Genomic DNA, 1,949 nt, shown 5'->3' on the forward strand with positions numbered 1-1,949 from the left:
GGCCCCCGGCCATGACCTCACCGGCCGGCTCGGTGGGGTCGCGCAACTGCGGGCTCCGGCACGGGTGCGCGCGGATTTCGGGACCGTCAGGCCGCCGCCGCGCGCCCCAAGGCGAACGTCCTCGCCGTCTCCGCCACCCTGCGGCCCAAGTGTTCCGCCGTCGCCACGTCGGCCTTGTGAACGGCGTCCGGGGCCGCGTCGACGTCGGTCTGGGCGGCGGCGCCGGCGAAGACGCCGAGGCGGTTGAGGTCGTTCTCGGAGGCGGTGCTGTGGTTCCAGCCCGGGAGCAGTCCGAGGTTGATCCAGTGCATGCCGAGCTGCCCGGCGAGGATCTGGAAGAACTGGAGGGTGTGCGGCTTGTCGCCGCTCTTGGAGCCGGAGTTGGTGAAGCCGGCCGCCAGCTTGTCCTTCCATGCCTGCGCGGCCCAGCGCTTGGAGGTGGCCTCCGCGAAGGTGTGGAAGGCGCCGGACGCGGTGCCCATGTAGGTCGGCGAGCCGAAGACGATCGCGTCGGAGCGGTCGAGGAGGGTCCACTGCTCCTCCGTGATCTCGTCCACCTTGATCAGGTGCACCTCGGCCCCGGCCTCGGCGGCACCGGTGCGCACGGCCTCGGCGACGACGGCGGTGTGGCCGAAGCCGGAGTGGTAGGCGATGGAAACGACAGGGGTGGTCACAGGGCACTCCTGGGTGTGGGAGACGGCGGAGGGACCGAACGGCGATGACGTGCCGCCGGTGGCAGTAACCAGAGGAAAGCACTAACTATTAGAAAGCGCAAGCGCCGCGACAGCGCTGTATGCGAGTACGCTGTGCGTATGGAGAGCACCCAGGACCGCACGGCGGAGCAGCAGCTTCCGTACAACGTGTTCGCCAGGACGTGTCCCTCGCGCGGCACGCTGGAGCACGTCACGGGACGGTGGGGCGGACTCACGCTGGGCGCCCTGTACGAGGGGTCGCTGCGGTTCAACGAGCTGCGGCGCAGGGTCGACGGCGTCAGCGAGAAGATGCTGTCCCAGACGCTGCACGCGCTGGAGCGCGACGGCCTGGTGCACCGGGACGCGCAGCCGACGAACCCACCGCGCGTGGACTACGAGCTGACTCCGCTGGGCCGCGGGGTGGCCGAGCGGCTGATGAGCCTCATCCAGTTCGTGGAGGGGCAGATGGACGACGTGCTCACGGCACGGCGGCACTACGACGAGACGCGCGGCACCCTCTGACACTTCGGGCAGAAGTAGCTGGACCGGTTCATCCAGGGCCGGCGCCGCATGGGTGTGCCGCAGCGCTTGCACGGCAGGCCCTCACGGCCGTACGCGTCGAGCGAGCGGTCGAAGTAGCCGGACTCGCCGTTGACGTTCACGTAGAGGCTGTCGAAGCTGGTGCCGCCGACCGCCAGGGCGGCGTTCATCACGTCCCGCGCGTGGCCCAGCAGCTCCATCGTGCGCGGCCGGGTGAGCGTCGCCGTCGGGCGGTCGTAGTGCAGGCGGGCGCGCCACAGGGCCTCGTCCGCGTAGATGTTGCCGACCCCGCTGATCAGCGACTGGTCGAGCAGGGCCCGCTTGACGGTGGTGCGCCGGCGCCGCAGCGCCTGGTGGAACGCCTCGTCGTCGAAGAGCGGGTCCAGGGGATCGCGGGCGATGTGCGCGATGACGTCGGGCAGGCCGTCGGGGGTGGTGTCGTGCAGCGAAAGGCCGCCGAAGGTCCGCTGGTCGACGAAGCGGAGTTCGGTGCCGAGGGCGTCGGCGAAGCGCACCCGGATGCGCAGGTGCTTCTCCGCGGGAGCCGTGTGCGGCTGCACCAGGAGCTGGCCGCTCATGCCGAGGTGCGCCAGGACCGCCTGGCCGGTGTCGGACAGGGGCAGCCACAGGTACTTGCCGCGCCGGCTGGGGACACCGACGCGGTGGCCCTTCAGGCGGTGCGCGAAGTCGTCGGCGCCCGCGACGTGCCGGCGCACG

At 71.2% G+C, this 1,949-nt stretch carries 3 protein-coding genes; 1 reads left to right on the top strand and 2 read right to left on the bottom strand.

Annotated elements, in window-relative coordinates:
* Window positions 1-86: 86 nt before the first annotated feature.
* The gene (locus ACFY5C_RS41325) at window positions 87-674 is read right to left on the bottom strand and encodes a flavodoxin family protein (RefSeq protein WP_389455220.1); all 588 of its coding nucleotides are present in this window, start codon (window positions 672-674) and stop codon (window positions 87-89) included.
* 138 nt (window positions 675-812) lie between these two features.
* Between ACFY5C_RS41325 and ACFY5C_RS41330 the strand changes: the two genes are divergently transcribed.
* Window positions 813-1,214: a helix-turn-helix domain-containing protein gene (locus tag ACFY5C_RS41330; protein ID WP_062666667.1), complete on the top strand. Its 402-nt coding sequence runs from the start codon at window positions 813-815 to the stop codon at window positions 1,212-1,214.
* Here ACFY5C_RS41330 and mutM read toward each other — a convergent pair.
* On the bottom strand, window positions 1,187-1,949 hold a 763-nt coding region (gene mutM / locus ACFY5C_RS41335; protein ID WP_389455222.1), incomplete at its 5' end, for a bifunctional DNA-formamidopyrimidine glycosylase/DNA-(apurinic or apyrimidinic site) lyase. The two genes, ACFY5C_RS41330 and mutM, sit on opposite strands and share 28 nt — an antisense overlap.

Source organism: Streptomyces sp. NPDC012935 (genome assembly GCF_042900345.1).
Lineage (GTDB): Bacteria > Actinomycetota > Actinomycetes > Streptomycetales > Streptomycetaceae > Streptomyces.